At 60.2% G+C, this 23,236-nt stretch carries 16 protein-coding genes and 3 tRNA genes; 11 read left to right on the forward strand and 8 right to left on the reverse strand.

Translation table 11 applies throughout. The features are described 5' to 3' along the window. Window positions 1-38 precede the first annotated feature (38 nt). Complete coding sequence (proB, locus tag ACTNBB_RS01615; protein ID WP_441056263.1) at window positions 39-1,166, forward strand: glutamate 5-kinase; 1,128 nt, start codon at window positions 39-41, stop codon at window positions 1,164-1,166. A 99-nt stretch (window positions 1,167-1,265) separates the two neighbouring features. On the opposite strand, the gene ACTNBB_RS01620 is transcribed toward proB, so the two are convergent. Next, on the reverse strand, window positions 1,266-2,684 hold the full coding sequence (locus ACTNBB_RS01620) for an alpha/beta fold hydrolase (protein WP_441056262.1): 1,419 nt from the start codon (window positions 2,682-2,684) through the stop codon (window positions 1,266-1,268). Window positions 2,685-2,797: 113 nt separating this feature from the next. On the opposite strand from ACTNBB_RS01620, the gene ACTNBB_RS01625 reads away from it, so the two are divergent. Together ACTNBB_RS01625 and ACTNBB_RS01630 are read left to right on the forward strand one after the other, a co-directional pair. Next, window positions 2,798-4,084, forward strand: a complete 1,287-nt coding sequence (locus ACTNBB_RS01625; RefSeq protein ID WP_441056261.1) for a glutamate-5-semialdehyde dehydrogenase — start codon at window positions 2,798-2,800, stop codon at window positions 4,082-4,084. Window positions 4,085-4,255: 171 nt separating this feature from the next. Beyond that, window positions 4,256-4,855 (forward strand): HD domain-containing protein, encoded by a 600-nt coding sequence (locus ACTNBB_RS01630; protein ID WP_441056260.1) that lies wholly within the window; start codon window positions 4,256-4,258, stop codon window positions 4,853-4,855. A gap of 884 nt (window positions 4,856-5,739) precedes the next feature. On the opposite strand, the gene ACTNBB_RS01635 is transcribed toward ACTNBB_RS01630, so the two are convergent. Continuing rightward, the gene (locus tag ACTNBB_RS01635) at window positions 5,740-6,225 is read right to left on the reverse strand and encodes a CarD family transcriptional regulator (RefSeq protein ID WP_441056259.1); all 486 of its coding nucleotides are present in this window, start codon (window positions 6,223-6,225) and stop codon (window positions 5,740-5,742) included. A 342-nt stretch (window positions 6,226-6,567) separates the two neighbouring features. Here ACTNBB_RS01635 and argS point away from each other — a divergent pair, with 342 nt between their 5' ends. The 4 genes from argS (at window position 6,568) to ACTNBB_RS01655 (ending at window position 13,998) form a co-directional block, all read left to right on the forward strand. Further along, entirely contained in the window at window positions 6,568-8,421 is a 1,854-nt protein-coding gene (gene argS / locus ACTNBB_RS01640; protein WP_441056258.1) for an arginine--tRNA ligase, read from the forward strand. A gap of 980 nt (window positions 8,422-9,401) precedes the next feature. After that, window positions 9,402-11,780 carry a transcription termination factor Rho gene (rho, locus tag ACTNBB_RS01645; RefSeq protein WP_441071007.1) on the forward strand — a complete coding sequence of 793 codons (2,379 nt, stop codon included), beginning with the start codon at window positions 9,402-9,404 and terminating at the stop codon, window positions 11,778-11,780. 313 nt (window positions 11,781-12,093) lie between these two features. After that, complete coding sequence (locus tag ACTNBB_RS01650; protein WP_441056256.1) at window positions 12,094-13,542, forward strand: hypothetical protein; 1,449 nt, start codon at window positions 12,094-12,096, stop codon at window positions 13,540-13,542. Window positions 13,543-13,548: 6 nt separating this feature from the next. Next, complete coding sequence (locus ACTNBB_RS01655; protein ID WP_154518263.1) at window positions 13,549-13,998, forward strand: VanZ family protein; 450 nt, start codon at window positions 13,549-13,551, stop codon at window positions 13,996-13,998. Window positions 13,999-14,111: 113 nt separating this feature from the next. On the opposite strand, the gene ACTNBB_RS01660 is transcribed toward ACTNBB_RS01655, so the two are convergent. Both ACTNBB_RS01660 and ACTNBB_RS01665 read right to left on the reverse strand, forming a co-directional pair. Then, window positions 14,112-15,002: an ROK family protein gene (locus tag ACTNBB_RS01660; RefSeq protein WP_441056255.1), complete on the reverse strand. Its 891-nt coding sequence runs from the start codon at window positions 15,000-15,002 to the stop codon at window positions 14,112-14,114. Window positions 15,003-15,142: 140 nt separating this feature from the next. After that, window positions 15,143-16,324 (reverse strand): pyridoxal phosphate-dependent aminotransferase, encoded by a 1,182-nt coding sequence (locus ACTNBB_RS01665; protein WP_441056254.1) that lies wholly within the window; start codon window positions 16,322-16,324, stop codon window positions 15,143-15,145. A 165-nt stretch (window positions 16,325-16,489) separates the two neighbouring features. Between ACTNBB_RS01665 and ACTNBB_RS01670 the strand changes: the two genes are divergently transcribed. From ACTNBB_RS01670 to ACTNBB_RS01680, 3 genes are all read left to right on the forward strand, one after another. Then, a tRNA-His gene (locus ACTNBB_RS01670) sits at window positions 16,490-16,566 on the forward strand. A gap of 22 nt (window positions 16,567-16,588) precedes the next feature. After that, window positions 16,589-16,664: transfer RNA gene (locus tag ACTNBB_RS01675), tRNA-Lys, on the forward strand. Between the two features lie 43 nt (window positions 16,665-16,707). Next, window positions 16,708-16,783: transfer RNA gene (locus tag ACTNBB_RS01680), tRNA-Lys, on the forward strand. An 83-nt stretch (window positions 16,784-16,866) separates the two neighbouring features. Here ACTNBB_RS01680 and ACTNBB_RS01685 read toward each other — a convergent pair. From ACTNBB_RS01685 to ACTNBB_RS01700, 4 genes are all read right to left on the reverse strand, one after another. Then, window positions 16,867-17,193 carry a hypothetical protein gene (locus ACTNBB_RS01685; RefSeq protein WP_441056253.1) on the reverse strand — a complete coding sequence of 109 codons (327 nt, stop codon included), beginning with the start codon at window positions 17,191-17,193 and terminating at the stop codon, window positions 16,867-16,869. Between the two features lie 695 nt (window positions 17,194-17,888). Continuing rightward, complete coding sequence (locus ACTNBB_RS01690; protein ID WP_441056252.1) at window positions 17,889-19,415, reverse strand: FAD-dependent oxidoreductase; 1,527 nt, start codon at window positions 19,413-19,415, stop codon at window positions 17,889-17,891. A gap of 491 nt (window positions 19,416-19,906) precedes the next feature. Continuing rightward, window positions 19,907-20,911 (reverse strand): GGGtGRT protein, encoded by a 1,005-nt coding sequence (locus ACTNBB_RS01695; protein ID WP_154518278.1) that lies wholly within the window; start codon window positions 20,909-20,911, stop codon window positions 19,907-19,909. 18 nt (window positions 20,912-20,929) lie between these two features. Then, window positions 20,930-21,664, reverse strand: coding sequence for an iron-sulfur cluster assembly scaffold protein (locus ACTNBB_RS01700; RefSeq protein WP_006235554.1), 735 nt, complete (start codon window positions 21,662-21,664; stop codon window positions 20,930-20,932). 403 nt (window positions 21,665-22,067) lie between these two features. Here ACTNBB_RS01700 and ACTNBB_RS01705 point away from each other — a divergent pair, with 403 nt between their 5' ends. Then, a complete protein-coding gene (locus tag ACTNBB_RS01705) occupies window positions 22,068-22,880 on the forward strand; it encodes a transposase (RefSeq protein WP_441056251.1) in 813 nt (270 codons plus the stop codon). Window positions 22,881-23,236: the final 356 nt, after the last annotated feature.

Here is a 23,236-nt window from a genome sequence, read left to right on the forward strand (position 1 = left end):
AGCCCGCCCGAACCCTCAACAGTTGATTGGTTTGACGTATGACGACTTCTTATAAAACGATGGTGGTAAAGATCGGTTCGTCCACGGTGGTGGGCGCCGATGGCAAGGTCAACCGCGCCTTTATCGGCGGGCTCGCCGATCAGGCTGCTGCCCTGCGCAAGCTCGGCTGGCGTCTGGTCGTGGTGAGTTCGGGCGCCATTGCCTGTGGCTATCCCGTGCTGGGCTTTGACCGCAAACCGGTCGGTGACCTGCCGAGCCTGCAGGCCTGCGCCTCGGCCGGTCAGTGCATCATCTCGTCGGCCTACGACGAGGAGTTCCATGCGCGCGACCTGCTTACCTCGCTCGTGCTGCTCACGCGTCACGACACGGCCCGTCGCACGTCCTATCTGCACGCGCGCGACGCGCTGCTGCGTCTGGTGGAACTGGGCGTGGTGCCGGTCGTCAACGAGAACGACACCGTTACCGTCGACGAGATTAAGTTTGGCGACAACGACACGCTGGCGGCGCTTGTGGGCTGCCTGGTTTCTGCCGACCTGTGCGTGACGCTCTCGGACATCGATGGCCTCTATACCGCCAATCCGCACGAGGACCCCACGGCCGAGTTCGTTCCGGTCGTGCATAAGATCGATGCCAAGATTATTGCCTCGGCGGGCGATTCTTCCACATCGGTTGGCACAGGCGGCATGATTACCAAGATCCGCGCGAGCCGCATCCTGATGACTGCGGGCATTCAGAGCGTGATTTGCTCGGGCGAGGAGCCCGATGCGCTCGTGCGCCTTGCCCGCGGCGAGAGCGTGGGTACGCTGTTCGATCCGCCGGCGGAGCGCCTGGACATTGCGCCCCGCAAGCTGTGGATTGCACTGGGCGACAAGGCGCACGGCTCGGTGACGGTCGATGACGGCGCCGCGAAAGCGCTGGTCAGCCGCGGTTCTTCCCTGCTTGCAGTGGGTATTCGCGAGGTCGATGGCACGTTTGCCGAGGGCGATGTGCTCGACGTGTGCGACCTGAGCGGCATGGTTGTCGCCCGCGGTATCGCCGAGGCCGATTCGGACGTGCTGGAGCTTGCAGCCGGACGCCGCCAGGACCAGATTGCCGGCAACCGCTTGCTGGCAGACCTGGCCGAGAAGCCCGCGATCCACCGAGACAACTTGATCGTCTTTGCATAAAGAAAGACAGCGCTGCGGATCGTTTCCCGCAGCGCTGTCTTTCTCGTGCCGGCACTTGGGGACGTTCCTATTGTGCCGGCAGGTGGGGACACTCCTTTGCTAGAAGATCTGGCGCAGGTCTCCGCGGTTGAGGGCCTCGTCGAAGAGGTGCTTGAACACCATGCTGCCGTGCAGGCCGTCGTGCTCGAACTCGTTGGTCACCCAGGCATGTGAGTTGCCCACGCGGCTGAGCGTGTCGAGCTGCAGGCCCGAATCCACGTACATGTCGTCGAAATATACCGCGGAGTGGAGCGGCACCTCGTTGCAGGCCAGGCGCTGCGGGTCGTAGATCTTGTCCCAGCTGGTGTCTTCCATCAGCAGGTCCATGGCGGGCTTGAAGGGCTTGAGCTCGGGCATCTGCTCAAACATCCACGGGAACATGGCCTCGCCGGTAAACATGAGCGGGCGCGCGAGGGTGTCGAACTCGGCACGATGGGCCTTTTCCTCGGCGGCTGCCCAGCCAATGGGCATCGTGTCGCCATCGGCGTAGATGAATTCCTGCAGCGTCCAGTACAGCGGATTCGTGCGTGTGTTGGTGCGCTCGAAGGCGCGCATCAAAAAGCTGTCGGATACCGAGGAGCCGCAGTTCAGTGTACCGTCGCCATTAACAAACGCGTGGTCGATAATCCAGTGCATGCGCTCAAAGCTCGGCTTCATGCCAAAGTCGCTGCCCATGAGCTGCAGGCGCTCGACCGTCATCGGCGAGCCGTCGGGCAGTACGGGCTTTTGATCCTCGAGGGCATCTGCCAGGGCCGCCACGCGCTCGACGTCGGCGGGGTAGCGGTCGTAATACTGCTGAGTCTTGGCCGCCATACGCGGGAAGGTGTGCGCGTAGACCTCGCTGGCACTCGCCGGTACGTGCGGAATGCCGCCGCAGGTAAAGCTCGCCGCCACGCCCTCGGGGAAGAGCGACAGATAGCTCAACGTCAAAAAGCCACCGTAACTCTGGCCGAGTGTGACCCAGGGCTTGCCGCCAAAGCCTACCAGGCGCAGGTACTCAAAGTCGCGCACGATGGAGCTGGCGAGGTGGCGCTTGAGAAAATCCGCCTGCGAGCGGGCCGCATCGGAGCCTGCCGCCTCGGCGCGCTCGCCCAGTGCGGCAATCGTGCGCCCGTCTACACAGCTGCTGCGCCCGGTACCGCGCTGGTCGGGCAGGACGACGCGGAAGTGCTTGACGGCCTCCTCGATCCAGCCGTCGCTTGTGGGCGACAGCGGACGCGGGCTCTCGCCGCCGGGGCCGCCCTGCAAAAAGAGGAGGAGTGGCAGGTCGTCGTTGATACGGTCGGGAGCGCAAACCACGCGGTAGAAAAGCTTGATGCTCTCGGGTGCGCCGGCGATGGGCGCCGGCATGGCGCCGCGGCGCATGGTACTGCCGAAGGCCAAAAGCATTGGCTCCAGGCCGCGCCAATCCAAGGGGACGTCGATGCTGTGGTCCTCGACATAGAGGCCGGGGACGTGGTACGAAGTGATGAGGGCCATGCGGTACTTCCGTTCGTTGCGGTGTTTCGGGTTGACCAATTCTACCGCCGCCAGCGAGGATGCGCACAAATCGGCTACCATGGTTGGCAAACTACTAAGAGAAAGGGCCGCCCATGTCGGTCGATATAGCCACGTATGTCCACGATCTTGCCGTTGCCGCCAAGGCAGCGTCGGCCTCGCTTGCCACGGCGAGCGACGAGCAGCGCCAGGAGGCCGTGCGCGCCATGGCCGCGGCGCTGCGCGATGGCGTCGATTCCATCGTCGCCGCCAACGAGCTCGATATGTCCGCTGCGCGCGATGCGGGGACCTCGGCGGGGCTCCTCGACCGTCTGCTGCTGACGCCCGAGCGCGTCGAGGGCATGGCCGCCGGCCTGGAGAAGCTCGCTGAGCTGCCCGATCCCGTCGGCCGCGTGCTCGATCACCGTGTACTTGCAAGTGGTGTGGACCTCACCCGCGTGAGCGTGCCGCTGGGCCTGGTCGCCATGGTCTATGAGGCGCGCCCCAACGTGACGGCCGATGCCGCGGGCATCTGCATCCGCACCGGCAACGCCTGCATTCTGCGCGGCGGTTCGCTGGCCTATCACTCGTGCGCCATGATTGCCGAACTGCTGGCCGATGCGCTCGAGGCCAAGGGTTTCCCGCGCGAGGCTATCTCGATGATCGAGTCCACCGATCGCGAGGCCACCGGCGAGCTCATGAAGCTTCGCGGCATCGTCGACGTGCTTATTCCGCGTGGCGGTGCGGGCCTGATCCAGCGCTGCGTGCGCGAGTCGCTTGTGCCGGTTATCGAGACGGGCACGGGAAACTGCCACATCTACGTGCATGAGTCGGCAGACTTTGATAAAGCGCTCAACATTATCGTTAATGCTAAGACCCAGCGCGTGGGCGTGTGCAACGCCGCCGAGTCGCTGCTTGTGGACCGCGCCGTGGCAGATTCGTTTTTGCCGGCGGTCGTGGCCGTGCTGCACGACCACGGTGTGCTGATTCACGGCGACGAGGCCGCGTGTGCCGCATACGCCGACGCCGGTCTTGCCGAGGGCGATGACTTTGTTGCCGCAACCGAGGAGGACTGGGGCCGCGAGTACCTGGCGCTCGAGATGAGCGTGAAGGTCGTGGCGAACGAGGACGAGGCCATCGCGCACATCAACCGCTATGGCACTATGCATTCCGAGGCCATCATCGCCGAGGACGCGGACGCTTGCGAGCGCTTTTTGGATGAGATCGATGCCTCGGCCGTGTATGCCAACGCCAGCACGCGCTTTACCGACGGCGGCGAGTTTGGCCTGGGCGCCGAGATCGGCATCTCGACCCAAAAGCTCCACGCCCGCGGCCCCTTTGCCGCCGAGGCCCTCACCACCTACAAATACAAGCTCCGCGGCACCGGCCAGGTCCGCCCCTAAACCTACCAAAAAGGGACAGGTTTATTTTGGCAGGTTTTATCTGCGGTTTTGCCGGGCGACGCGTTCGCCCGGCTTTTTTCTCCGTATGCCTTTTCTGCCTTTCGGCTTGAGCCGCGGCGATATACGATAGTGACACCGTGTCTTAGCACCGACTCACCTGGAGGTATTGCCATGTCTCAGACGCTTTCCGCCGGAATCACCCGCGACCGTGCGTTCGAATTGCTCAACGAGCACAACAAGGACCCGTTCCACATCATCCATGGTGAGACGGTCGAGGGCACCATGCGCTACTTTGCGCGCGAGTTCGACCCCGAGAACGAGGAGTTTTGGGGCATCGTCGGACTGCTGCACGACTTGGATTGGGAGGAGCATGAGGACGACCCCGTGAACCACACCATCTATGCGGCCGAGATCCTCAAGGGCGAGGGTGCATCGCCCGAGCTCATCCGCGCCATCCAGACGCATACCTCGGACTTCAACACCTCGCTGCCCAAGCCCGAGCTGCAGATGGAAAAGATCCTGTTTGCCTGCGACGAACTTACCGGCCTGATTGGGGCTGCCGTGATCATGCGTCCGAGCAAGAGCGTCATGGACTTTACGACCAAGTCGCTCAAGAAGAAGTTCAAGGACAAGCGCTTTGCCGCCGGCTGCTCGCGCGACGTGATTACGCAGGGCGCCGAGATGCTGGGTTGGGAGCTCCCCGAGCTTTTCGACCGCACCATCGCGGCCATGCAGTCCTTCGCGCCCGACCGCGATACCTTCCAGGCCTAACCTGCCAAAAAGGGACAGGTTTATTTTGGTAGGTTTTATCTGGGAAGACGCTTCCGTTGAACGTTATTCAGCGGAAGCGTTTTCTGTTTAACATGGTGGCGCTTGCGAATGGCGGCGCCTCGCGGCAGGCAGCTGCGCTTCGCCGTACCCGTAACTCGGCAAACGCGACGTTAGGACGCGTTCTTGATAATCCATGTTCCGAGTCCGGTCAACAGCTGAACCTGCTTAACGGTTAGCCCCTGTTTTCGAAGCGCGAGAATCGCCTCATTGCGAAGTGGCTTGGAGACGGATTTGAGTTCCGTCGGAGCGCATCCTGCGACACTCTGCACGATTGCCGTGCCAAATGAATATGGTTTCCCATAAGGCACCAAGCGATAAGCTCGATATTGTGTTTGGGGAGGATTGCATCGAGGATCTGAAGCATGGCGATTCGGTCCTCGGCATCGTCAAACAGCAATTGCCCTCCGTTTCCACGCAACGTGACGTGGAAATAACCGGTTGGTGACTTTGAACGAGGTTTTCTCGGCATGGCCCCTCCTTTAGCTTGGATGGGCTGAAGATACCTCATTCGGAGGCTTCGGTTGTCGAGATTCAGTTTACCGACTATAGCTGCTACCTGCCGAAATGTTATTGCGTTTTCAAATTGATGCTTTTTAATGGTAATTGAGCAAGACGGGCGCGCTTGCTGTGGATGCGGGCGTTGCTTGCGTCGATCTGGACGGCCCTCGCGTGATGTCATCACAAATGGGCTTCACGCATTTTCGCGGCGATAGAAAAATGGCCGGGGCTTACAAACAAAACGGAGCACCCGACCATTTACCAATTGTTTGTTGACGTTTGGCCAGATAAAACCTGCCAAAATAAACCTGTCCCTTTTTGGCAGGTTAGTTGAGGGCGGCTTGGGCTAGGCGGGCTTCGGCGTCTTCCTCGGTGACGCCCAGGGCCACGGCAATCTCCTCGATGGAGCGGCGCTTGGCTTCCTTGAGTACGCGCATGTAGTAAGAGCTGGGTTTTTTATCTGCTTCCTCGGCCTGGCGAATACGGTGCATCATGGTTTTTGCCACGCGGACCGTCTCGGGCGCACCCAGCTTGAGCTGCTGCTTAAAGTGCGTCTCCTCGAGCGAGCTGTTGCGCTCGGTAAAGGTGTCGCACTCCAGCTCGTTGTAATGGCTCAGTAGGTGCTCGGCATCTTGCTGGGAGATGGCGGCATGCAGACGGTCGGCCTGCGCCACGGGGTACATGAGGATCGTCTGCGCATGTCCCTGCTTGGTCTCGAGCAACAGCATGGGCTGCGGTGTGTCTTCCCTAAAACCGACGACGGTGCAGACTCCCTGACCCGGATGAATGACGTGTTGACCGATTGAGAACATGCTACCTCCAACTTATACGAATTTACGTATGTCTAGAATACCACGCTGACGTGCGCAAACCCTTACTTTATGCAGGAAAAGCACACAAATCCGATAGGTAAGAGTATTCGATATTCTGAGCTGCCCATGCAGATGTTTATTCATTTTCGGCGGGTGCACAATCAGCAGGCAGACCGCCATCTTTAAATGGCCTTGCGACAACTGTAGTCAATTTTGTGCATATGCAATATCGATTGACTTTACCCTGCGACAGTAGTTATCGCTTGTGATAGAGTGCTGCAAACTCTGGCTTTTGCCCTACGAGTGACCAAGAGCTCGGGGGCTTTAACACAAGGAGGATCTATGCCCGAGAAGATTGAAGAGCTGGTACGCGCTGCGCTTGCTGCGGCCCAGGAGGCCGGCGACCTTTCCGCATTTGAACTTGACGATTGCGCTATCGAGCGACCGGCTGACACTTCTCATGGCGAGTGGACCTCCACCATGGCCCTGAAGTCCGCCAAGCTGGCTCACTGCGCCCCGCGCAAGATCGCCGAGGCCGTCGTTGCCCATATGCCCGAGGATCCCGCGATCGAGAAGGTCGAGATCGCCGGCCCTGGCTTCATCAACTTCTACCTCTCCGTCGCCGTCAAGAACGCCATCTTCGGCGAGGCTCGCGAGAAGGGTATGGACTTCGCTAAGTCCAACGTCGGCGGCGGCCTGAAGACCCAGGTCGAGTTTGTCTCCGCCAACCCCGTCGGCCCCATGCATATTGGCCATGGCCGTTGGGCCGCTCTGGGCGACTCCCTCTGCCGTGTTATGGACCATGCCGGTTACGATATCCAGCGTGAGTTCTATATCAACGACCACGGCTCTCAGATGAATACCTTCGGCAACTCCATCAGCACGCGCTATATGCAGCTTGCCGACATCATCGCCAAGCAGGGCGTGGATATCGACGAGGCTCACAAGCTGCTGATTGCCGACCGCGATGCCTTTGTTGCCGACGAGAACGACGAGCATCCCGAGACCCATCCGTATCAGGACAACTTTGCCGAGACTCTGGGCAAGGACTCCTACGGCGGCGACTACATCATCGACGAGGCCGCCGAGTTCTGGCGCACCGACGGTGACAAGTGGGTCGACGCCGATCCGCAGGAGCGTATGGAGAGCTTCCGCGAGCGCGGCTACGTAAAGATGGTCGACAACATGCGCGACCTTTGCCACGCCGTCAACTGCGACTTCGATCGTTGGTTCTCCGAGCGCTCGCTGTACGTGAAGGACACCGAGGGCGAGACCGCCGGCACCTCCGCTGTCGACCGCGCTTTCGAGAAGCTCGACAAGATGGGCTACCTCTACACCAAGGACGGCGCTCTGTGGTTCCGCTCCACCGACCTGGGCGACGACAAGGACCGCGTTCTGATCAAGTCCGACGGCGAGTACACCTACTTCGCCTCAGACGTCGCCTATCACTGGGATAAGTTCCAGCGCGTCGACCACGTTATCGACATCTGGGGCGCCGACCACCATGGCTACATCGACCGCGTCCGCTGTGTCTGCGACGCTCTTGGCTATCCCGGCAAGTTCGAGGTTCTGCTGGGCCAGCTCGTCAACCTGCTGCGCAACGGCAAGCCCGTCCGTATGTCCAAGCGCAAGGGCACCATGGTGACCCTGCAGGAGCTTGTCGACGAGGTCGGTTCCGACGCCGCCCGTTACACGCTCATCTCCAAGAGCTCCAACCAGATGGTCGACTTCGATATCGAGGCCGTTAAGAAGCGTGATAACTCCAACCCGGTCTACTACGTGCAGTACGCTCACGCTCGTGTGTGCTCCATTCTGCGCCGTGCCGCTGACGTTACGCCCGAGCAGGCTGATGAGATGGGCATGAAGGCCGTCGCCGCCAAGGCCATCGGCGAGAACGTCGACTACTCGCTGCTGACCGACCCCACCGAGCTTGCCCTTTCGCGTAAGCTCAACGAGCTCGCCGACCTCATTGCCAGCTGTGCTCGCGACCGCGCCCCGTTCCGTCTGACGCACTTTGCCGAGGAGCTCGCCGGCGACTTCCACAGCTTCTACGCTGCCTGCCAGGTGCTTCCGAGCGAGGGCCGTCCCGTCGATCCCGAGCTTTCGCGCGCCCGTCTGGCCGCCTGCGACGCCGTCCGCGTGACGCTCGCCCTGGTGCTCACTCTGGTTGGCGTTTCTGCACCCGAGCAGATGTAATCTACGGGTCGTTTGACCGTGTAGGTTTGGCTTTGCTGAGCCCTATAAGCCCGATCTTCATGCGGAGGTCGGGCTTTTTGCGTTTGGCGGGGCTTTTTGGCGTGTTGGAAAATGCTACAAAAACGCAACTATACCGGTTTACGGGGCTGAATCGCTGCCTGGCGACCATAGCAACAGCAGCGAAAATAAAATCGCAGGTAGACGGCTTGCCGAATATTAAAAATGCAGGGTATGGTTGGCTTACGCCGTTCTTGCACCGTAATCCGCGATCGTTTTGAAAACGACCCCTTGGGGACGGAGGAAAACGGATCATTTTTGTCCGGTGGGAGAGCGGTGCGAAACCGTCCGCCACGAATCGGGCTTATCTACTACGTTTAGTCGCATACCCCGAACCATGCCGAAAAGTACGATATTAAAACCGCAGGTATCGGGCTTGCGATTTTAGGAAGATCGAGGGGATGGTCAGGGGTCGCGGGTCAAACGTAGTAGATAGGCGCGTTTCGTGGCGCGGCTATTCCGGATGCCACGGCTTCACTCCTCTGGCGCGACAGAGGAAGCGCTTTTGAGGGAGAGTGTCCCTTTTGACCAGTTGTATAAGAACGTCCAATGACTAAGTTGCAGGTGGTGGCGGTTGTGTTACACTAACGCTGCGGATTTGACGCAATCATCTCGATACAGATCAATGATGCCCGTTGTGTTTTGAACGGAGCTAGACTGTTTAGCCGCCCTGAAGGTTTATGCAGGGAGCATGTGATCACAGGGCTTTAAAAGAAAGTTGAGCAAACACTGTGTCTGATCAACAGCAAGAAAATGAAATAAGCACGGCACAAACCACTCCCGCTGCACCGGTTGCGTTGGACCAGATCGCGAAACCCGCACCGTCGCAGGCGTCGGTCCCCGAGACACACCAGAACGCTGCCTCGGCTTTGAGTGAGAACCCTGTTCCCGTCGCGCCTGCTACCGGGGAGGAGGCTGCGCCCGTGAAGCCCAAGCGCACGCGTCGTGTGGCCAAGCCCGCTGCGGATGGCGATGAGGCTGCAAAGCCCAAACGCCGCACCACGCGCACGACGCGTGCCAAGCGTCCGGTTTCCGCCGAGGTTTCGGCGCCGCTTTCAGATGAGGTTGCGCAGGCCCGCGCGCTTGCGCAGATCAGCGAAGCCCAGGTTGTTCGTGCTCGCCGTCGTGCCGCAGAGCGCGATGCCGCGGCTCTGACCGAACTCGCGGCTCCGTCCGCCCCCGAGGCGTCTTCGGCTCCGGCTCCCGAGCAGGTAGCAGAAAAGCCGGCTCCGCGCACGCGCCGTCGCACGGCGGCCAAGGTCCAGCAGGCTGCCGAGCAGGCTTCGTCCGATGCCGCCGAGACCCCGGTTCGCTCTGCGGCGGAGGAGGACGCTTCCTCTGCTGAGTCTGTCGTGCCTGCCGAGGCCGGCGGTGCATTTGTCGTCGACCCTGCTTTGCGCCCGCATCGCCGCGGCCGCAAGCCCAAGGCATTTGTCGAGGCGGAGAAGGCGGCCGCTGCCGCGGCTTCTGTCCAAGATGCCCCGGCGTTTGTCGAGCCTACAGCGGCTGCCATGGTTTCGGCCGAGGGCGCTGATGTTCCTGAGGTCGCTGTTTCTGCCGCTGCCGAGTCTGCCGACGTTCGTCCCGGGCGCAGCCGTCACACCGCAGCCAAACGACCAGCTAAGGCAGAGGCGAAGTCCGGCGCCGAATCTGCGGTAGCTGAGTCTACCGAGGCGAGTGTCGACACGACTCCCGAGACGGAGGGCGCCGATCGGTCGGCAGGCGAGAAGCCCAAGCGCACGCGCAAGAAATCTTCCAAGACCAAGTCTGCCGAACAGCAGGGGGATGCTGAGCAACAGCCCGAGTCCGACGCTAAGTCGGACGGCGAGACCCCGGCGACCGCCGATGCGCCCACGACGCCTGCCGTCGAGAGCGCTGAGGCCGAAGAGGGTTCCCGCCCCAACCGTCGTCAGCACAAGCGTAACGATGAGCGCAGCGAGCGCAAGGACGATCGTGGCAACGACCGCCGCAGCCGCCAGCGCGATCGCAAACAGCGCAACAAGGAGCGCAACGCAGCTCCGACTGAGCCCACGCTTTCGCGCGAGGAGCTCGCGGCCATGAAGGTCGCCGAGCTGCGCGAGAAGGCCAAGGAGTTCGAGATTGAGACGACCGGCAAGAAGAAGGCCGAGCTCGTCGAAGAGATCTACACCACAGCCGCGAAGGCCGAGGGCTTCCGCGATATTAAGGGCATCCTGCAGATTCGCCCGGACAGCTCCGGCATCATCCATGCCCACGGCTACATGAAGTCCAATGACGACGCCTTCGTGCCCGCCTACCTCATCCGCTCCGCGCGTCTGCGCACGGGCGACGTGATCGAGGGTTCGCTTCGTCCCTCGCGCGGCGGCGACAAGCGTGCCGGTCTCTCCAAAATTACGACCGTCAACGGTCTTGATCCTGAGCAGGCCCGTAACCGCCCCAAGTTCGGCGATCTCACTCCGGTCTACCCCAATGAGCCGCTGCGCATGGAGCATGGCAAGGATTCCATTACCGGTCGCGCCATCGATATCGTGTCGCCGATCGGCAAGGGCCAGCGTGGCCTGATCGTGTCACCGCCCAAGGCCGGTAAGACCACGATTCTCAAGAAGATCTGCCAGTCTATCTCGATCAACAATCCCGAGGTGCACCTCATCTGCCTGCTCGTCGACGAGCGCCCCGAAGAGGTCACCGATATGCAGCGCTCCATTGAGGGCGAGGTCGTGGCCTCCACCTTCGATATGCCCGCCGACAACCATACCCGCGTGGCCGAGCTCGTCATCGAGCGCGCCAAGCGCATCGTGGAGTTGGGCGGCGACGTCGTGGTGGTTCTCGACTCCATCACGCGTCTTGCCCGTGCGTACAACCTGGCGGCGCCCGCCTCGGGCCGCATCCTTTCGGGCGGCGTCGATTCGGCGGCCCTGTATCCGCCAAAACGCTTCCTGGGTGCTGCCCGCAATATCGAAAACGGCGGCTCACTCACCATCCTTGCTTCCGCCCTTATCGATACCGGCTCCAAGATGGACGAGGTCATCTTTGAGGAGTTCAAGGGCACCGGCAACATGGAGCTCAAGCTCGACCGTGACCTGGCCGACCGCCGCATCTTCCCGGCCATCGACCCCGTTGCCTCGGGCACGCGCAACGAGGACCTGTTGGTCGACGAGCAAATGCGCCCGTTTGTCTTTGGCCTGCGCCGCATCCTCGCCGGCATGAACAATACCGAGCGCGCGGCAGCATCGTTTATCAAGGGCCTTAAGGGCACTAATACCAACCAGGAATTTTTGGTGCGTTCGGCTAAAAAGCACAGCGACTACGAGCAGATGTTCTAGTCCGTCCGCTGCACGCGACAGCAACCATAGACATGCCAGAAGGGCCGGGGTTTAGATCCTGGCCCTTTTCGTATAGCCGCTCGCCAACGATTATTGACCTCACGACCGGCAAGCAGCGATTTTCCCGTTTCAATTCCGCTTCGTCGCTTGCAATCCCCAAGGGGGTTTCGCATAATAGCAGTTAAGCTTCGCGACGGAAAACGCAGATGAAACGAACCTTATACCGTTGCTTTGGGGCTCAGGCCCCGCTTCATCTTCTCTCGCGCAGCCAACTGAATGATGCGATTTGGGTGCTGGAAGATGGGGAGAGCTCATGGCTTCTTCTGATGCAACACAACGAGCAGTCCTTGCCGGACTTTCCTGCGGGATCGGCCTTGCCGCACCCGTGGTCGTGTATGCCGCTACACTGCCGTTTTCGTCAATCAACGAGACGGTCGTCGCGGGTGCTGTTCCCTTTGCCGTGGGCGCAGTGGCCGGCGTGGGTATCTATGCCGCCTCGCTGGGTATCTCTGAGTATCGTGCGGAGCACGATGGCCGCCTGTTTGAGCCCGATGCCGTGGGCGGCGCCGCTCAGTTTAGTCGGACCTACAACGAGTTCAAGACCGCCTCTATTCCCGTTCAGCAGGAGGAGGCTGCTCCCCGGGCTGCTGCTCCTGTCACTTTGGACGAGCAGGGTCAATCCTCTTCGCTTCTCTCCGGTCTGACCGGCGCGTTTCAGCGCCGTCATGCCGATGATGGCGTTCCGACCATCGCCCGTGCCGCCAACGCCATGGACGAGGCCGATGCCTGGGCTATGATCGATAGCATGCTCGACGACGATTCGCCGGTTAGCTGCGATCCCGCTCGCTCGCGCGATGTCTACCAGGTCGCTATTGACGAGCTCACAAACGGTGGGCAGACTGGCTCCTATAGCCGCGACGACATCGCTGCTGCCGCACGTGCCGTCTCGGGCTCTCATGCCGCTCCTGCGGGCAGCACTGCAGCTTTCGTGGCGCTTGTGGCCAACGCTGCCAACAATGCCGCCTATAACGGTGCTTCTTCGGCTGCGTACGCCTCTGCCGCGACGGCCGCTTCGACCGGCCAGCAGGGCGCAGCTCAGCCGGCTCCTGTCGCCGACCCCTTTGCCGATGAGCCCCTGGTTGTCGACGAGGAGACCATCGCCGCTCGTCGTGCTGCCGAAAGCTCGCTTTGGGGCGCTTCGGCCCAAATGCAGGCCGCGGAGGCGGTGCCGTACAACGCCAAGCTCGCCAGCATGCCCATCATTTCCGATGCCAAGGGTGTGGATCTCGCCGATTTGGACGAGCCCGCCGCCATCACTGCCTCTATCGATGCCCAGAATCGCGTGGATACCGACAGTCTCCCCGATGCCTCCCTCGAGGAAGATGTCCCCATGGCCGATTATTCGGGCCACGAGGACATGTGGGCCGCCGCCATGGCGATCATGGCCGAGGTTGTCGAGCCCGCCCCCGCGCCGATGCCCACGCCTGCAGCCTCACCTGTGTCTGTTGCTCCCGTCTATGTTGGCCGCCACAGCTCCGTGTTTCCCGAGGATACCGCGCGTATCTCGCGCGAGAGTATCGAGCGCGCCGAGGCTATCGCCGCCGGCGTTATGGAAAACCGTCGCCACGAGCGCGTCAATCAGATCCTTGAGGAAGAGATCGAGCGCCTGCAGTCCTCTACCGCCAAGCGTACGGGCCGTGCCTATTTGAGTGTTATCGAGGGCGGTACCGCCAGTTTTACGCCGCTACGTGCCGAGGCCTAGTTCTGCATGATTAAGATCGATCGTAAGTGGGCGGTTGCGGCCTGCGCCATGGTGTTGCTGATCTGGGGCAATTCACTGGTTCCCGGCACGGGATCCGGCTCACTGAGCTTGGCGATCATGGAGGACGTCCGCGGGTTTTTGCATAGCTTGAGCCTGCCGTATGAATGGGTGACCAACTTTGTCGTCCGCAAGTGCGCACACTTTACCGAGTATATGGTGCTCGGTGTTTTGGTGACACATGCCTTTGATATCGAGGGTCGACGCACTTTTGACAGACTGCTTCCCACGGTGGTTTTTCTGCTGCTGGTCCCCTCAATCGACGAGACGATTCAGCTATTTGTGCCGGGGCGCGCCGGTATGATCACCGACGTGATGATTGACTGCTGCGGAGCGGCTACCGGCGTTGTGCTCCGATATCTCCTCCGATCGCTTGTATGCACCAGAAAGGCCGCCTAGGACGTTTTGCTTGGTCCTAGGCGGCCTTGTGCGTTTGGGTGCCCTGCAGGACGCGATAGCGTTGTCTGCGCGTTATACGAGCCCGGCAATACCGTGTGTCGTTGGTGCACCCTTTACTGGAGCGCCTGTGCGCCAAGGGCCAGACAGCCCATGATGCCCTGCTTACCATCGAGGCTGTTGTTGACAATGTAGGTATCGATGTCGTTGACCTCGGGCGTGACGATATAGCCGTTGAGCATCTCGGCGCACTTTTTGCGGGCGAGCGGCACGATGGGGGTGTGGTCGGCCACGCCGCCGCCGATGATGATCTTTTGCGGCGCATAGCACAGCGTGTAGGTCATGAGCGCCTGTGCCAAGTAGCCTGCGAGCAGGTCCATGGCCTCCGGGTCATCGGCCATGTCTCCGGCGCTTTTGCCATCCCAGCGCTTTTTAATGCCGGGGCCTGCGATGAGGCCCTCGAGGCAGTTGTCGTGGAAAGGACAGCCGCTGTGCTCGCCGATGGTGTCGCGCGGATCGCGCGTGACCAGGATGTGCCCTGCCTCGGGATGCATCATGCCGTGCACGAGCTGGCCGCCCGAGAGCACGCCGGCGCCCACACCGGTGCCGATGGTCAGATACACCACGTCGGTGAGGCCCTGGGCGCAACCAAAGGTGACCTCGCCTAGGCAGGCGACGTTGACGTCGGTGTCGTAGCCACAGGGAATATTGAGCTCGTTTTGGATGGTGCCCAGCAGGTCAAAGTAGCGCCATGCCGTCTTGGGCGTCTCCAAGATCTTGCCGTATTGGGGCGAGGCAGGGTTGACTGCGGTGGGGCCAAAGGCGCCGATGCCCAGCGCGGCGATGCCCTTGTTTGCAAACCATGCGTTGACGGCCTCAACGGTCTCCTGCGGGGTCGTGGTTGCGATCTGCTCACGCTCCAGAACCGTACCGTCTGCATAGCCCGTGGCACAGACCATCTTGGTGCCGCCGGCCTCGAGCGCTCCGATAAGCTGCTGCTCTGCCATAGTATTCCTCCCCCTGGGACGAGTTGCTCCGTGACTAAAATATAGCGCTTTAAACAAATTAAGAAAGCGCTATAAAAAGAAGCCCCACAACGCGCGTGCGGTGCGGGGCTTCTTTGGGTGCTTTAGCTGCCGGGCCGTCCTTACCCGCGCGGCTTGATTTTATCGCGTAGCGACTTGAGGTTCTCCAGCGCCGCGTTAATCGTCTCGTCTCGTTTGGCAAAGTGGAGGCGAATCAGATGGTTGACGGGCTCACGGAAGAAGCTCGATCCGGGCACGGCGCCCACGCCCACCTTAGACGCGAGGTCCTCGCAGAAGTCGAGGTCGCTGTCATAGCCAAACTCAGAGATGTCCATCATGACGTAGTAGGCGCCCTGCGGCACGTTATGCTCAAGACCAATGCTATCGAGCCCCTGACAGAACAGATCGCGCTTGGCTGTGTAGAGATCGAGGACCTCCTGGTAATAGCTGTCGTCGAAATTGAGGGCGGTGACGACGGCTTCCTGTAGGGGAGCGGCGGCACCCACGGTGAGGAAGTCGTGGACCTTCTTGATGCGCTCGGTAATCTGGGCCGGGGCGATGGTGTAGCCCAGACGCCAGCCGGTGATGGAGTACGTCTTGGATAGCGAACTGCAGCTGATGGTGCGCTCGAACATGCCGGGTAGCGTGGCCATATAGACGTGCTCGTGGGGCGCGTAGACGATGTGCTCGTACACCTCGTCGGTGATGCAGTAGGCGTCGTACTTTTTGCAGAGACCGGCGATAAAGGTGAGCTCTTCGCGCGTAAAGACCTTGCCGCAGGGATTGGAAGGGTTGCACAGGACGATGGCCTTGGGGTCGTTGTCGCGGAAGGCCGCCTCGAGTGTCTCGCGGTCAAAGTCGAATGTGGGCGGGTTGAGCGGCACGTAGATGGGCTCGGCACCCGAAAGGATCGTGTCGGCGCCGTAGTTCTCGTAGAACGGCGAGAAGATGACGACCTTGTCGCCGGGGTTGGTAACCGTCATCATGGCAGCCATCATGGCCTCGGTGGAGCCGCAAGTGACCACGATGTTCTGGTTGGGGTCGATCGGCATGCCCATAAAGTGCTCCTGTTTGGCGGCAAGCGCCTCGCGCATGGCCTGGGAGCCCCAGGTGATGGAGTACTGGTGGTAGAGCGGTTTGGGATCGGTGGCGATGGTGCCCAGGCTCTTGAGCAGCTTCGCCGGGGGATCAAAGTCGGGGAAGCCCTGCGAGAGGTTGACGGCGCCGTACATATCGGAGATGCGCGTCATGCGGCGGATGACCGAATCGGTAAACGTTGCCGTGCGATTGGAGAGTTCTTTCATGCTTGTCCTTTCGAACATCGGGGTGGGGCAAGTTTACTCCTGTGGAACCGGTGGGATTTGCTCGAAATGGATCCGAAAAACTCTTTTCAAAATTCTTGAAAATTGGGGCTTGCGTCGCGTGGCGTTCCTTGCAATAATAGTCGAGCGCGAAGCGCACAGGACACGGTGGGTGTAGCTCAGTTGGCTAGAGCGACGGGTTGTGGTCCCGTAGGTCGAGGGTTCGAGTCCCTTTACCCACCCCAGTTCTTGCTTCGTGTTGATATCGGGTCGTTAGCTCAGTTGGTAGAGCAGGGGACTCTTAATCCCAAGGTCCAGGGTTCGACCCCCTGACGGCCCACCACACGATATCTCCTCTAAAGTCCGCCACTACGGACTTTAGCTTTGGGTCGTTAGCTCAGTTGGTAGAGCAGGGGACTCTTAATCCCAAGGTCCAGGGTTCGACCCCCTGACGGCCCACCAAAGCATGTTAAGACGGTCAGCGAAAGTTGGCCGTCTTTTTTGTTGACCTCGCATGGGGTCGAACCCGAAAGGGCACAGACGCTTTACAAGTCGAGCCTGCCCTGGGGGTCGGTGAATCCGTCTGTGCCCCCCTTGAGTTTTTTCTCGTCTGCTTTCACGCGACGTTCGAGCTTCTTTGTATCCTCGGCAGGCGGTAGATTCTCGGGGACAATTCCACGGTCGATGAGGCTGCCACGTACGCTTGTGTTATTCTCGACGTGCTCTTGCTTGATCTGGTCCAGACCGTACAGGTCGTGTTCCTCGGCGTTGAAGGCCGTCATCGAGTTCGCAAGGTCCTTTGCTTTGATGAGGACATCGGCTAATCTGTCCGCCAATGCCGCGCTCTTGGGTACGCCGAGCTGCTGCTTCATTTCCGCCGTGCTTCTGCCGCCGAATAACGCTTCATCGCCCTTCGACTTGATGATCGCGAATCCTTAGGAGTCCACGCCGCGTTTGAACGCAAGACCCGAGAGCTGTTTCTCTGAATCGGATAGCGAGTGGCGCGCCTGCAAGCGCTGAATCTCTGCGAAGCGCTGTCCTATGAGCTCTTGGCGGCGCGTCTGCACGGCAAAGTATGCCTGGGCGAGCGCGATCTCTGGCTTGTTTGAATCTCCGTTCTGTGCGATTAAATAGCATGCATAGCGAGTAAGTTTGTAGTCTTTAACCGCGCGAGCGGCGACACCGGCTGTTCCCATTTTCGTGGTATCACGAAAATGGGAATCAACTGGAGTTTTGTTTGTTTCGCACGAGACTTTTGCCCTCTTAACAACTTCGGCGAAGTTCTCTCATCGAGTGTACCCCATGGGTTCCATTAAATCGCGTGCGAGCCAATACTCAACGCCGTCTTCCACATTGGCGAAGCTATCAAGTTTGACACGCCACTTCTCGATATCACGACTGTCCACATCTCCTCCCCGCTGGTCTATTGTCTGTGCGGGCTTTGCCTGCTCTGTATTCAGAATAAGGATACGCTGCCGCGCGGACACGAATGGGCCCCGTGCCATCTCGAGCTCACGGGGCCCATAGATGTCGATTAGTTGTGTTCTGCTTTAGATGAGTGTCCAGTTTAGTCAGCTCGATAGTGCGATCCGAGGCTTTCGGTCCGTTTGCGCATGGCTTTGACCATTTCCTGTGCTAGTTGAATCTGCGATTGCAGGCGGGCGAGGGCTGCGATTTCGCTGTCCTGAGCTTTCTGTGTGCTCAAGGTCGTTGCCTCCGTCTTCAAGCCCTCAAGCTCTTGCAGCGCCTTGGAGAGGCCTGCTTCGGTCCTGTTGATCATACAGTAGGTGCTCATCGTGTGCTTGAGGCTACGGGTTAGGCGATTGGCGTCTGTTGTGGCAATGCCATACTGGGGGAGGGCGACATCCGCCTTTGGGGCCACCTCAGGTGCATTCTGTGCTGCTTGGGCTGCCGAGGCGCCCGCGATGCGCCCAAACACGATGCCGTTGGCGCTTGACAGGCCACCAATGCGATCGGCCCCGTGCATGCCGCCTGTCGCCTCGCCGCAGGCATAGAGGCCCTCAACGCCCGTGTATGCGGTCTTGTCGATTTTGATGCCGCCATTGGCGGCGTGGGCATACATCGCCACACGCATCTCGTCGGTCGGCGCGATGCCGTGCTCGTCTTGTAGCCAGGTGGCAAAGGTCTGCACAAACTCGGGAACGTCCTCGCGGGGGAAATCGTAGTGGAGCGCCAGACCTTCGGTACCCGCTTGATCGATGGCAAGATCGATGGCGCGGGAGGCCAAGCGCGAGGTGAAAGGACCATATCCGGAGCGTTGCTCAAGTAGATCGTCCAGCTTGTCGTCGGCGATATCGACCGGCTGGTCTACATGTACGTAGCGCCAGGTCTTCTCGTTAAAGACAAGGTTGCGCTTGGGCTCGATGAAGCCCGGCATCATCTGCATGAACTCTATATTAGTGAGCGTTGCGCCGTGTGCCAGCGCGATGGCCTGCGAGGAGCTGAGCACGTCGGCGGAAGTGAGGCTTCGCTCGAACAGGCCACCCGTGCCGCCCGCAGCGATGATAGTGGCCTTAGCTGCCATAGGCACGAGATGCTCGTTTGTGCGGTCGTAGAGTACGGCGCCGATAATCTTTCCGGTTGTGTCCTCAACAAGGTCTATGAGCTCGTAGCGGGGGAGTAGGCGAATGCCGAGAGACTTGATCTGGGCCGTACACGCGTCCTCAAGGGGCTTGCGGGTGAGGCCGCGCCAATTGCGTGTCTTATGGTCAAAGCAGGGGATAAATTGCTTTTGCTGGGCGCTCTCGGCGCTTTGCGGACGCTGGAGCTCAACACCTAGATCCTGCTCGAGCCATTGGATGGCCTGGGGAATACCGTGGACGAACGTCTGGACGAGCGTAGGGTCGGCGACACCGCCGCCGACGGCTTGGATGGTGTCGACGAGGTCCTGCTCGTCGGCCGCGTCGGTGGGGCCAATAAGGCCAAGGCCCCAGGTGCCCGGGAAGAAGCTCGATCCGCTCATGGTCTTGCCGGCGCTTGCGACGGCAACGGTCGCGCCCGCGCGTGCCGCTTCTATGGCGGCACAAAGGCCCGCAATGCCAGATCCTATTACCAGTACATCAGTCGATTCCATCGGATTCCTTTCTCGTCCGGCGCATTTTCGCATGGGTGATCGACTAATGCGATGCAAAGGCCGCGCTATTCGGTAAAGGGCGAATATGGCAGGTGGACGTCATACGCATTCGCTGACTTCGTCTCCGGGCATCTCGTATTTCGCTGCAACTGATATATCGGATATCTATTTTGGATTAGTCAATTTGAGACGGGGCTTTACGAGCTGTCCTGCGCCTCGGGTCGATCCGCTCGCCACGAAATGGGCCTATCTACTACGTTTGAGCGGTCACCCCCAACCATACCGAGAATCACAAAATTAAAACCGCAGGTAGACGGCTTATTGATTTTCAAAAAACCCGGCTATGGTCGACCTGCGCGGGTTAAACGTAGTAGATGGGCCGTTTTCGTGGAGCAATCCAAAGCGATTGGCTGTTTTGGAATAAAAAAGAGCCGCTACCCGGGTGGATAGCGGCTCCGAAGCTCAACTATATGAGCATCGCGCGGGCGCGATTAGGCCTTGAGGGCCTCCTCGACGGCGACAGCGCAGGCGACGGTGGCACCGACCATGGGGTTGTTGCCCATGCCGATGAGACCCATCATGTCGACGTGCGCAGGCACGGAGGAGGAACCGGCGAACTGGGCGTCGGAGTGCATGCGGCCCATGGTGTCGGTCATGCCGTAAGAGGCAGGGCCGGCGCCCATGTTGTCCGGGTGCAGAGTACGGCCAGTGCCGCCACCAGAGGCGACGGAGAAGTACTTCTTGCCAGCCTCGATGCGCTCCTTCTTGTAGGTGCCAGCGACGGGGTGCTGGAAGCGCGTGGGGTTGGTGGAGTTACCGGTGATCGAGATGTCGACGTTCTCGTGCCACATGATGGCAACGCCCTCGCGGACGTCGTCGGAGCCGTAGCAGTTAACGGCAGCGCGGGGACCATCGGAGTAGGGGATGGTCTCGACAACCTTGAGCTCGCCCGTGTAGTAGTCGAACTGGGTCTTCACATAGGTGAAGCCGTTGATGCGGGCGATGATCTGGGCGGCGTCCTTGCCCAGACCGTTGAGGATAACGCGCAGCGGCTTCTTGCGAGCCTTGTTGGCGTTCAGAGCCAGGCCGATAGCGCCCTCAGCGGCAGCGAAGGACTCGTGGCCGGCCAGGAAGGCGAAGCACTCGGTGTCGTCGGAGAGCAGCATAGCGCCCAGGTTGCCGTGGCCCAGACCGACCTTGCGGTCCTCGGCGACGGAGCCGGGAACGGTGAAGGCCTGGATGCCCTCGCCGATGATGGCGGCAGCCTCAGAAGCGTTCTTGGCGCCACGCTTGACAGCGAGAGCGCAACCGAGGGTGTAGGCCCACTCGGCGTTCTGGAAGGCGATGGACTGGGTGTTGTTGACGATCTCACGCGGGTTGAAGCCCTTGTCGGTGCAGATCTGCAGAGCTTCCTCGAGGGAGGCGATGCCGTTGTCGGCGAGGCACTTGTTGATCTTGTCAGCGCGGCGCTCGTAACCTTCGAACGTAACAGTCATAGTTATTTCCCTCCCTTTCTACTCGTGAACCGGGAACACGCTGGCGACGGAGTGAGTCTCCTCGTCGGTGCGCGGGTCGATGTACTTGGCGGCGTTCTCCCACTGACCATAGTGGCCCATGGCGCCAGCGATGGCCTCCTCGGGGGTCTTGCCGGCCTTGACGGCGTCGGTGAACTTGCCGAGGTTCAGGAACTCGAACGCGATGATCTCGTTCTTGTCGTTGAGAGCCATGCGGGTGACGTAGCCCTGAGCGAGCTCGAGGTAACGAGCGCCCTTGGCCTTGGTGCCGAACATGGTGCCGACCTGAGAGCGAAGGCCCTTGCCGAGGTCGTCGAGGGAGGCGCCCACGGGCAGGCCGCCCTCGGAGAACGCGGTCTGGCTGCGGCCGTAAACGATCTGCAGGAAGATCTCGCGCATGGCAACGTTGATGGCGTCGCAGACGAGGTCGGTGTTGAGGGCCTCGAGGATGGTCTTGCCGGGAAGGATCTCGGAAGCCATGGCAGCAGAGTGGGTCATGCCCGAGCAGCCGATGGTCTCAACGAGGGCCTCCTCGATGATGCCGTCCTTGACGTTCAGCGTGAGCTTGCAGGCGCCCTGCTGAGGTGCGCACCAACCCACACCGTGCGTAAGACCGGAGATGTCGGAAATCTCCTTAGCCTGGACCCACTTGCCCTCCTCGGGGATGGGTGCGGGGCCGTGGTATGCACCCTTGGCAACGGGGCACATGTTCTCCACTTCCTGTGAGTACTGCATGCCTCTCCTCTCTATCGTGTTGGCGTCCCGTCTGGAGGTCGTGGCTGGTGATTGCCGGGCGACCCTTCGAAAGGGACATGACATGCAGCCCCTATAATACCGCGAAATGCACGGAATATTCGGCGAACGGCGCAGTTTTCGTAGCGAGAAACGCGGAACTTTCAATTGAAACGATTTAACAAGCTTGGTTGCGGTTATGCGTTACGTTTTAGGGGGTCAGTTCTGGTCAAGTTATTGGTTAGTTCTTGCCCCTGTTGCGGTGTCTAGCCTGTGGTTATGATGCCATTCGCCGTCGGTTTGCAGCCTTTTACCGTCGACGGGTGCCATTTTGCGTGAATGTTTTGATGGCACGTTTCAATCGTGATGTATTGGACGGTAAGCAGATCCCGGCGAAGGGAGCGCCATGCAGCGTGTTTGGAAAACGATCACCGGTTTTTACCATGTCTGTGCCCGCGGTATGGGCAGTCAGCTGATCTTTGAGAGCGACGAGGACCGGTGGGAGTTTTTGGAGCTGATGCGCGACTGCTGCCGCGATGCCCAGGTAACGATTGTGGCGTGGTGCCTCATGGGCGACCATGTTGATCTGGTACTTTTGGATTATGAGGACAACATGAGTGCAGCCATGCAACGCCTGCTGTTGACGTATGCTCGTCGCTTCAATAAGCGTACCGGGCGTTCGGGCTGCCTGTTCCGGGAACGTTTTGAGCGCTGTTCGCTCGATACCGACCGGCAGGTGATGGAAGCTGTTCGCTCCGTTCACGCCGATCCGCAGGATGCGGGCATCAACCTAATTGAGCGGTATCCCTGGAGCAGCTTTGCGGAGCATCTGCGCGTTTACGACGGTGACGAGGCAGATGCTAGGAGGGGATTTTCCGATCCTTCTTGCGTGCTTGAGCTTTTTGGTTCTGCCAAAGTCTTTATTGCCTATTCGCTTTCGACGCCCGACGGCGGCGATCCGGCGATGCGCGATTTAGTAGAGATGGAGTTGGGGCGGCGCGCCTTTGCCGACGAGTTGGCAAAGGGATGCGGGGTTGCGCTCCAGGGGGTTAAAGCGGCGCCGCCGGCGCAGCGCAATATCGTTATTCTTGGCTTGCACGATGCTGGTTTTACGGTGCGCCAGATTGAGCGGTATACGGGGATAAGCAAAAGTACCGCTTCTCGTATTGTGCGTGCCCGTGCTCGAACGGCGGTGCGGACTGATGACAGCCTGGGATAGGGCTGTCTGCCCACTGGGACCATCATTCTAAATGCTTGGACGTTAACTACACTTCTAAATATGCATAGAATGATTGCCGTCTTGCATAAAACAATAGCTCAGTCCGGTTTTGCCCGTGCCTACCCCCGTCCACGCCGTGCAAAAAGCGGAGTTTTCAGCATCGTAGTGCTGTCGGAACTGCTATAGCCTTGCAACTTGCGGGCCCCGAGACAATTATTTGTCTGCCAATACGCCCCGAAGCACGCGTTTGCGTCCCCGTAGACCGTAATGCCTGTTCTAAAACGCAATATATACGCGCTCGAAGGCGCTAATTTATGCTCGTGATTTGTATGCACATAGCTTGGCGTGCTGAATAC

The sequence above is a fragment of the Collinsella sp. HCP28S3_B9 genome, assembly GCF_052066095.1.
Lineage (GTDB): Bacteria > Actinomycetota > Coriobacteriia > Coriobacteriales > Coriobacteriaceae > Collinsella.

What these genes read in the sequence shown, in the direction of transcription:
- argS (WP_441056258.1), top strand. Translation starts at nt 6,568, where the DNA reads ATGCCCGAGAAGATTGAAGAGCTGGTACGCGCTGCGCTTGCTGCGGCC.
- ACTNBB_RS01660 (WP_441056255.1), bottom strand. Translation starts at nt 15,002, where the DNA reads ATGGCAGAGCAGCAGCTTATCGGAGCGCTCGAGGCCGGCGGCACCAAG.
- ACTNBB_RS01700 (WP_006235554.1), bottom strand. Translation starts at nt 21,664, where the DNA reads ATGCAGTACTCACAGGAAGTGGAGAACATGTGCCCCGTTGCCAAGGGT.
- ACTNBB_RS01665 (WP_441056254.1), bottom strand. Translation starts at nt 16,324, where the DNA reads ATGAAAGAACTCTCCAATCGCACGGCAACGTTTACCGATTCGGTCATC.
- ACTNBB_RS01685 (WP_441056253.1), bottom strand. Translation starts at nt 17,193, where the DNA reads ATGAAGCAGCAGCTCGGCGTACCCAAGAGCGCGGCATTGGCGGACAGA.
- ACTNBB_RS01695 (WP_154518278.1), bottom strand. Translation starts at nt 20,911, where the DNA reads ATGACTGTTACGTTCGAAGGTTACGAGCGCCGCGCTGACAAGATCAAC.
- ACTNBB_RS01690 (WP_441056252.1), bottom strand. Translation starts at nt 19,415, where the DNA reads ATGGAATCGACTGATGTACTGGTAATAGGATCTGGCATTGCGGGCCTT.
- ACTNBB_RS01635 (WP_441056259.1), bottom strand. Translation starts at nt 6,225, where the DNA reads ATGTTCTCAATCGGTCAACACGTCATTCATCCGGGTCAGGGAGTCTGC.
- ACTNBB_RS01630 (WP_441056260.1), top strand. Translation starts at nt 4,256, where the DNA reads ATGTCTCAGACGCTTTCCGCCGGAATCACCCGCGACCGTGCGTTCGAA.
- ACTNBB_RS01625 (WP_441056261.1), top strand. Translation starts at nt 2,798, where the DNA reads ATGTCGGTCGATATAGCCACGTATGTCCACGATCTTGCCGTTGCCGCC.
- ACTNBB_RS01620 (WP_441056262.1), bottom strand. Translation starts at nt 2,684, where the DNA reads ATGGCCCTCATCACTTCGTACCACGTCCCCGGCCTCTATGTCGAGGAC.
- ACTNBB_RS01650 (WP_441056256.1), top strand. Translation starts at nt 12,094, where the DNA reads ATGGCTTCTTCTGATGCAACACAACGAGCAGTCCTTGCCGGACTTTCC.
- proB (WP_441056263.1), top strand. Translation starts at nt 39, where the DNA reads ATGACGACTTCTTATAAAACGATGGTGGTAAAGATCGGTTCGTCCACG.
- ACTNBB_RS01705 (WP_441056251.1), top strand. Translation starts at nt 22,068, where the DNA reads ATGCAGCGTGTTTGGAAAACGATCACCGGTTTTTACCATGTCTGTGCC.
- ACTNBB_RS01655 (WP_154518263.1), top strand. Translation starts at nt 13,549, where the DNA reads ATGATTAAGATCGATCGTAAGTGGGCGGTTGCGGCCTGCGCCATGGTG.